Below are 7,149 nucleotides of genomic sequence, written 5' to 3'. Positions count from 1 at the left end.
ACTGCCCAGCCTCCCATTCTTGTTCTACTCCAAGCATACGCTTGATCCTGTTTTATACCTAAACCAATGAGATTCTTGCGTTTGCGCTCTGGTTTCTTCCAATCGTGCCATATGCAGTAGCGTAGTCGGTTACGTAGCCATTCATCCATCTTTTTGAGTTTGGTCTCTATATTTCCTAATCGAAAATTGTTCAACCACCCTCTATAGATGAGTTTTAAGCGTTGTAGCCTTTCTGCTAATGACAATGGCAGCGTTTTCTTGGTAAGGTACCTGAGCTTGCGTTTGAGTGTTTGCCAAGCCGATTCACTTACTATTAACTGATACCTCCCCTTTACGCCTTTCTTATAGACTGGCGTAAACTTATAACCCAACACCTTGAATGTAGAGGGTCTACGAATACCACTCTTTGACCGGTTGACAGGTAAATCCAGTTTCTCCTTTAAAAACAAATAAACCTCGTTCCCTATCGCTCGTGCTGCTGCTTTTGATTTGGTATAAATACTGAAATCATCAGCATAGCGGATAAACCTGAACCCTCGTACTTTTAGATGTTTGTCCAATTGGTCTAACATGATATTAGACAGTAATGGACTTAATGGACTGCCTTGTGGCAATCCTTTTCTGCGCTTATGTAATCGTCCATTCTTTAAAATGGGCGCGCGTAACCATTTGCGGATCAGCCATAAGGTAGTAGGGCATTTTACCTTGTCATAAATAAGCTGAAGTAGTTTATAGTGTTGGACTTCATCAAAGAAACTCTTTAGGTCGATATCTACTATGTCTTGGTAGCCATCATTGATGTACCCTTGACTTTTTAATACCGCCTGTTGAAGATTCTTCCTTGGGCGGAAACCGTAACTCTCCATCTCGAAATCTAGTTCGAAATGAATAACCAGTTGTTGGCTTACCGCTTGTTGAAGCCATCTATCTACTACCGTTGGCACTCCCAGTAATCTAGTGTTGCCATTTGACTTGGGTATCACTACCCCTTTGATAGCATCTGGTTGGTAGCTTTTAGAAATAAGTTGACCAACCACTTTTGAGCGGTGGGAATCTATAAATGCCTTCAATTCTGTTGTGGGCATCCCGTCTATTCCTGCTGAACCTTTATTGCCAACTACCTTTTTACAGGCGTCACTCAAGTTTCTAGCGGCTACTACTTTTGCTATCATGATACTCTGTTCTTGTCCTTCTAGGTATAGGCTATCCAATTAACAGATTCCTATACGAATCTAGACGTGATTTAACGTTCAGTCCTTCCTTACTCGTGAGACCTCTAGGGTTCTGCCCTAGCTCGTTTCCTGTAAGTACTATGACTTCTGCTGACTTCTCCATGTAGTTACACGTAACTTTGGAGACCTCCCCAGGTAAGAACATATTCTTTCACTCAATCCCTGCCGTATCTACATATTTACCTTTTTGGTCTTCTTAGGGCGTTACAATGATGTGGTTGCTTACCCAAGTAAATATGCCTCCGTATACGGTTCCTGTTCGTCAGTACCGAGTTTTGTAGTCTCGCTTTCTTCAGATGTAACCTCGCGGTTACCACCCTTGCGACTTACTAATGCTTCCAGACGTTACTCCAGCGCATAAGGGACTTACACCCTCTAAATAAATCCTTATATTGCTATAAGGTAAAGATGCCCATACTGGGCACACACAAAACCTAAACGTAATGCGGACTTTAGGGCAAAACCGAAAGGTCTGTGTATATTTATAAAGTCGCTAAATCTTATGGATTTAGCTTTGGACAAGAAAAAGAAAAAGCAAAACAATAAGCTTTAGCTTAGTGTGCAAACGGAAACGAAAAGTTTCCCTGCCTCCGCACTACGCTTAGCCTAGACGTTAGCAACAACCCTACACAAACATCCGAACTAAATAACAAACATTCGGAAAGTATTATTTGAATTTCATAACTTTGCCAAATGAAATCAAAAGAAACCGTAGCGGACTTTTACGCTCAACACAATCAGGAAAACAGAACAAAAGGACAGTTCAATATTTACAAGCGTGAAGAATTTGCTTGTGACTCTACTTCTTTGCCAACCAACCGAAGGGATTTTTATAAAATATCACTAATCTTAAATGGAGAAGGAACAATTTCTTCCGCAGGACAATCTATTAACATAAAAGGCAATACAATAACTTTTATGAATCCGCTTATTCCCTATTCGTGGGAACCGAAATCGACAAATCAAACAGGTTATTTCTGCCTTTTTACCGAAGATTTCGTGAACCAAAATCTGAAAAATGAAAGCCTATCTCAATCACCTCTATTCAAAGTTGGAGGGAATTTTGTCTTTTGCCCAAACGAAGAAAATTTACAATCTTTAATCCGAGCATTTGAGGGTATGTTCAAGGAAATCCAATCTGATTACCCTAATAAATATGACCTCATACGTAGTTATGTGCAAATTATTATGCACGAAGCATTAAAAATGCAACCACCTGAAACGTTCTACAAACCGACCAACGCATCCGAAAGGATTTCAACATTGTTTATGCAATTATTGGAAAGACAATTCCCAATTGATTCGCCTAACCAAATAATTAAATTAAAAAATGCCAATGAATTTGCTACGCAATTAAATGTGCATACAAATCACTTAAACAAAGCATTAAAAGAAATAACTGGAAAAACTACAAGCCAATGGATTGCTGAACGAAACGCCAAAGAAGCAAAAGCACTATTGCTTAACAGTAATTGGGATATTGCTGAAATCGGTTATTCTTTAGGTTTTGAGCATCCTTCAAACTTTAATATTTTCTTCAAAAACCAAACAGGAAACACACCAAATTCCTTCAGAAAACAAGATGTTGCCATTTCATAACTAATAGTTTGATTGGCATAATTTAAGCAATCATCAAGTTTCTAATTTTGCTTCATAAAAACAAAATATATGAAAGCAATACAATTAGAACAGTTTGGGATAGACCATTTAAAATTGGTAGATATTCCAACACCACATATTGGAGAAAATGGAGTTTTGGTAAAAACTTCGGCAGTTTCACTTCAATATTTAGACTTAATAATGGTTGAGGGCAACGTAATGCCTAATTTGAAGTTTCCACACATTCCAGTTTCCGAAGGAATGGGAGTTGTGGAGCAAGTGGGAAAAAATGTAACTCGTTGGAAAAAGGGAGACCGTGTACTCATTCCTTTTATACCAAAATGGGAATCTGGCGAAATAACAACTTATAAAAATCAAGAACGTACTGGAATGCAGTTATCAGGTACTTTAGCTGAATTTTCGATACAACCTGAAAATACGTTGGTTTTTGCACCTAAAAATCTTTCTGACGAAGAATCTGCATCACTTTCAGTTGCAGGCTTAACAGCTTGGGCAAATTTAGTTTCACAAGCAAATATTAAAGCTGGTCAAACAATTTTGGTGCAAGGTAGCGGAGGAGTTTCTTTATTCGCACTTAAAATCGCTAAAATATTCGGACTTAAAGTAATCGCTACCACAGGAAGCAAGGAAAAAGAAGCTAAACTCAAAGCATTAGGTGCAGACGAAGTCATTAACTACAATGAAATAAAAGAATGGAGTAACGAAGTAAAACGTTTGAATGGCGGAATCGGAGTTGATATTACTCTAGACGTTGCAGGTAGCGAAACCATTGAACAGAGCATACTTTCTTGCAAAGAAAATGCCTTTATTGGTTTGGTTGGCTTTATGTCAGGCAGTAAAATAACCATTGATATTTTTCCTTTAATAATGAACTATATCAGACTTCAAGGCTATTCTGTTGGCAACGCACAAGAATTAACAGAATTAGTAAACGCAATCGAAAAAAACAATCTCAAACCAGTTGTAGATAGTGTTTTCACAGTTGAAAAAACCAAAGATGCATTCTTGAAATTAAAATCAGGAAAAGCATTTGGAAAAATAATCATCAAATTCTAATAAAAATGAAACATATACTAATTGGCATCTTTTTGATGCTATTACAAATAGGACATTCCCAACAAGTAACCAATGGCTTTTCAATGCCAGAAAGCATCACATCTAATGGCGAACGATTTTTCGTTTCAAGTCAAGGTCAAGATTTTATGACCAAAGATGGAGATGGCTTTATAAGCGAAATTTCATCAGATGGAAAAATTCTAAATCACAAATTTCTTCCTTCAAAAGGTATTTTGAATGCACCAAAAGGAATGACTATTGTAAACAACATCCTTTTTGTTGCCGACTTGGACAGAGTTGTTGGCTATAACATTAAAAATAGAAAAACGGTTTTTGAACTTGTTATTGATGAAGCAAAACTTTTAAATGACATTTGCGAATCAGAAAATGGTTTTATTGCAGTTACAGAAACCGTTTCAGGCAATATCTATAAAATCAATATTGACAAAAAATCGTTTGAAATTATTGGCAACATTCCAACAGCTAACGGAGTTGCTTACAATCAAAAAACAAAACAATTATTGGTTTGTAGTAATGGCGAAAATTATGGAGATGGTTCTGTGTATCTAAAAACTGAAAATTCAGAATTTAAAGAACTTCCCAATATTTCAAATGGTTTTTTTGATGGTATCGAGTGGGTTGACAATGAACACATAATAATTTCAGATTGGATAACTTTTCCAGTAAATGGTTATGGAAAATTATGGGTTTACGACCTTAAAAACCAACAATCAGAATTCAATATTACGGAAGAAAGTATTGCAGATATTTATTATGACAATACAACTTCAAAAATATATATGCCTCAAATGTTTCACAACAAGGTGTTAATTTCGGATTGGGAACAATTAAGCAAAAACCAAAATGAAATCAATAATCTTTACAATTATGGTGTAATTGATGCTTTTATTGGCGGACTTTATCGTGGCACTCTTCCTATAAAAGATTTAAAACTAAAAGGAGATTTCGGACTTGGAGCACCAAATATGCTAAATGGAGAATTAACAATGTTAAATGGTAGAGCTTACCAAACCAAAGCAACTGGGGAAACGATTGAACTTGAAAACAATCATTTAACATCATTTGCTTCGGTTACGTTTTTTAAAGCTGACACCACTTTTGTTCAAAACTCATCAGCCGATAAAAGTGCAGTCTTGAACACAATCGAAAAAATGTTGCCAAGTAAAAATAAAATGTACGCAATTAAAATTTCAGGAAATTTCGACCACATAAAAACAAGAGCATTTCCACCAGTTGAAAACGAACCTTTCCCAAAATTGGCAAACATACTTGACCAACAACAATTCTTTGATTATGAAAACGCAGATGGAACTCTAATTGGTTTCTTTTTACCAAGCTATTTGAATGGAATCAACGCAGGAGGTTTTCATTTTCACTATTTGTCAAACGACAAAAAACAAGGCGGACATATTTTGGAATTTAACGGAAAAGACTTGAAAATCGAAATTGCAAATTTAAAAACCTTTGAAATGGAAACACCAAATGATAATGACTTTCAGAATTTTGAATTCATAAAAACGGAAAACGAATCATTACGGAAAGTGGAACAAGGAAAGCATTGAATAAAGGGCAGTTGCTAACAAAGAACTGAGCTAAAAAACAAATCTTTTTAAGCTATTTTTGAAACAAAATTCTCATTGTATGGCATTCCTGATTTAGCAATTGCAAAAGCCTGTTTTAATAGTTTATTGCAAACCGCCAACAAAGCCAGCTTTTTACTTTTTCCTTGTGACACAATACGCTCAAATAGCTCTCTGCAAGCTTTGTTGTATTGGCAAGCGGTAAAACTACTTAGGAACAATTGATTCCTTAATTTTTTGTTACCTATTTTACTTATCCTACTTCGTCCTCGTACACTACTACCAGATTGCCTGATAGTAGGTGTAATACCTGCATAGCAGCACAGCTGTTTAGAGTTTTCAAACTTTGAAAAACCATCTGTGAATACAACCAATAAAATCGCCGCTTTTTCACCAATACCTGGAATGGTTTTTAAAAGCTTTAATTGTTCCTGTTGTTCCTCTATTACTAAAGCTATTAATCGAGCTTCCAGAAGTGCTAACCCTTTATTTAAATGCTTTACGGTTCTGCTTAATGAACGATATACTGCTTTTGAAGGGATACCTAAAACCTTTTCCCCATCCAACTTGTTTTTCATAGCGGTACGGTGCTTTACATAAGTATCCATCAAACGTAACAACTGCAAACATTCCGCTTGATTTTTATCCTTTGCTGTATAAAGTGGCACCTCATTATTACGAGCATATTCGCAAATCGATTTTGCATCACTTTTATCCGTTTTCACCTTCGATAGTTTCATCTGGATAAAACGCTTTACCGATAAAGGATTTACTACCGAAACAGCATAGCCCTTTTCATATAAATATTGTGCTAAACAATAATGGTAGTAGCCTGTAGCTTCCATGACCACCAAACTTTCCTTTGATAGTTTTTTAATGAATTGCTTAAAGCCTTTTTCATTGTTTGCAAACTGATTATGGCCCTTCTCTAAACTAAAAACATCAAATACATCTTTGCTAATGTCTATTCCAAAAAATTCTGTATTTTTATTCATAAGAACTGTATTATGAAAGGACATTCTACTTTGCTTTCAACAACTTGAAATCGAGATCTAGGTCTCACAGAACTGAACGAAATAAAAGTAGAAAAGAGAGGGGATTATCAATGTTGCCGAAGTCTCAAGCTTCACCGTATATACTAACCTTAATCCTCTCTTTTGTTCTTTCTGATTTAGTATCTAATTTAACAAAAGTCAAACTTAAGAAGAACTGAGCTGAATTTGATCTTCTAAATTGAGTATAGTTCGTTTGTATTCCTCTGTAATAACCAATGCGAAATCCATAGAAAACTAAACGTTACAAATACCTTTATAAATTAGAAAAATAAAGTAAGGAGGAATAGCAAGAGGATAACACGCTACGCGATGTTATGAATTGTTAATTACTTGATTTTCAGTAATTTAAACAAACTATTCACCTCTTTATTTTATAGTTTTGCGACAAATGCCCTGTAAAGCCCAGTAAAATGGCTGTTTTTTGCGACAAATCATTAATTAAGCTCCTTATTTTTTTTATGAAACCCTTGAATATTGATTCTTTGTTTATCGGTTATACTATAGTGTCCTTACCCTATTTCCTTCCACTACGTTTCAGGAAAAAAGGTGCGTTTAAATGTCTTGAACAAAAGTCAAAAAGAATTT

At 35.6% G+C, this 7,149-nt stretch carries 5 protein-coding genes; 3 read left to right on the top strand and 2 right to left on the bottom strand.

Annotated elements, in window-relative coordinates:
* The coding region (gene ltrA, locus BLQ19_RS20415) for a group II intron reverse transcriptase/maturase (protein WP_074539595.1) at nucleotides 1-1,211 on the bottom strand (1,211 nt) is incomplete at its 3' end.
* A 714-nt stretch (nucleotides 1,212-1,925) separates the two neighbouring features.
* Between ltrA and BLQ19_RS20410 the strand changes: the two genes are divergently transcribed.
* The 3 genes from BLQ19_RS20410 to budA all read left to right on the top strand — a co-directional run bounded on the left by BLQ19_RS20410 (nucleotide 1,926) and on the right by budA (nucleotide 5,491).
* On the top strand, nucleotides 1,926-2,831 hold the full coding sequence (locus BLQ19_RS20410) for an AraC family transcriptional regulator (protein ID WP_074539594.1): 906 nt from the start codon (nucleotides 1,926-1,928) through the stop codon (nucleotides 2,829-2,831).
* Between the two features lie 69 nt (nucleotides 2,832-2,900).
* Nucleotides 2,901-3,908, top strand: a complete 1,008-nt coding sequence (locus BLQ19_RS20405; RefSeq protein WP_074539593.1) for a zinc-dependent alcohol dehydrogenase family protein — start codon at nucleotides 2,901-2,903, stop codon at nucleotides 3,906-3,908.
* A gap of 5 nt (nucleotides 3,909-3,913) precedes the next feature.
* Complete coding sequence (budA, locus tag BLQ19_RS21685) at nucleotides 3,914-5,491, top strand: acetolactate decarboxylase (protein WP_254788486.1); 1,578 nt, start codon at nucleotides 3,914-3,916, stop codon at nucleotides 5,489-5,491.
* A 47-nt stretch (nucleotides 5,492-5,538) separates the two neighbouring features.
* Here the strand turns inward: budA and BLQ19_RS20395 are convergent, their stop codons facing one another.
* Nucleotides 5,539-6,504, bottom strand: a complete 966-nt coding sequence (locus tag BLQ19_RS20395) for an IS110 family RNA-guided transposase (RefSeq protein WP_074539596.1) — start codon at nucleotides 6,502-6,504, stop codon at nucleotides 5,539-5,541.
* Nucleotides 6,505-7,149 lie beyond the last annotated feature (645 nt).

Origin of the sequence: Cellulophaga baltica, assembly GCF_900102165.1 — a bacterium.
GTDB classification, from domain to species: Bacteria; Bacteroidota; Bacteroidia; order Flavobacteriales; family Flavobacteriaceae; genus Cellulophaga; species Cellulophaga baltica.
This window is presented reverse-complemented; position numbering and strand designations above follow the sequence as displayed.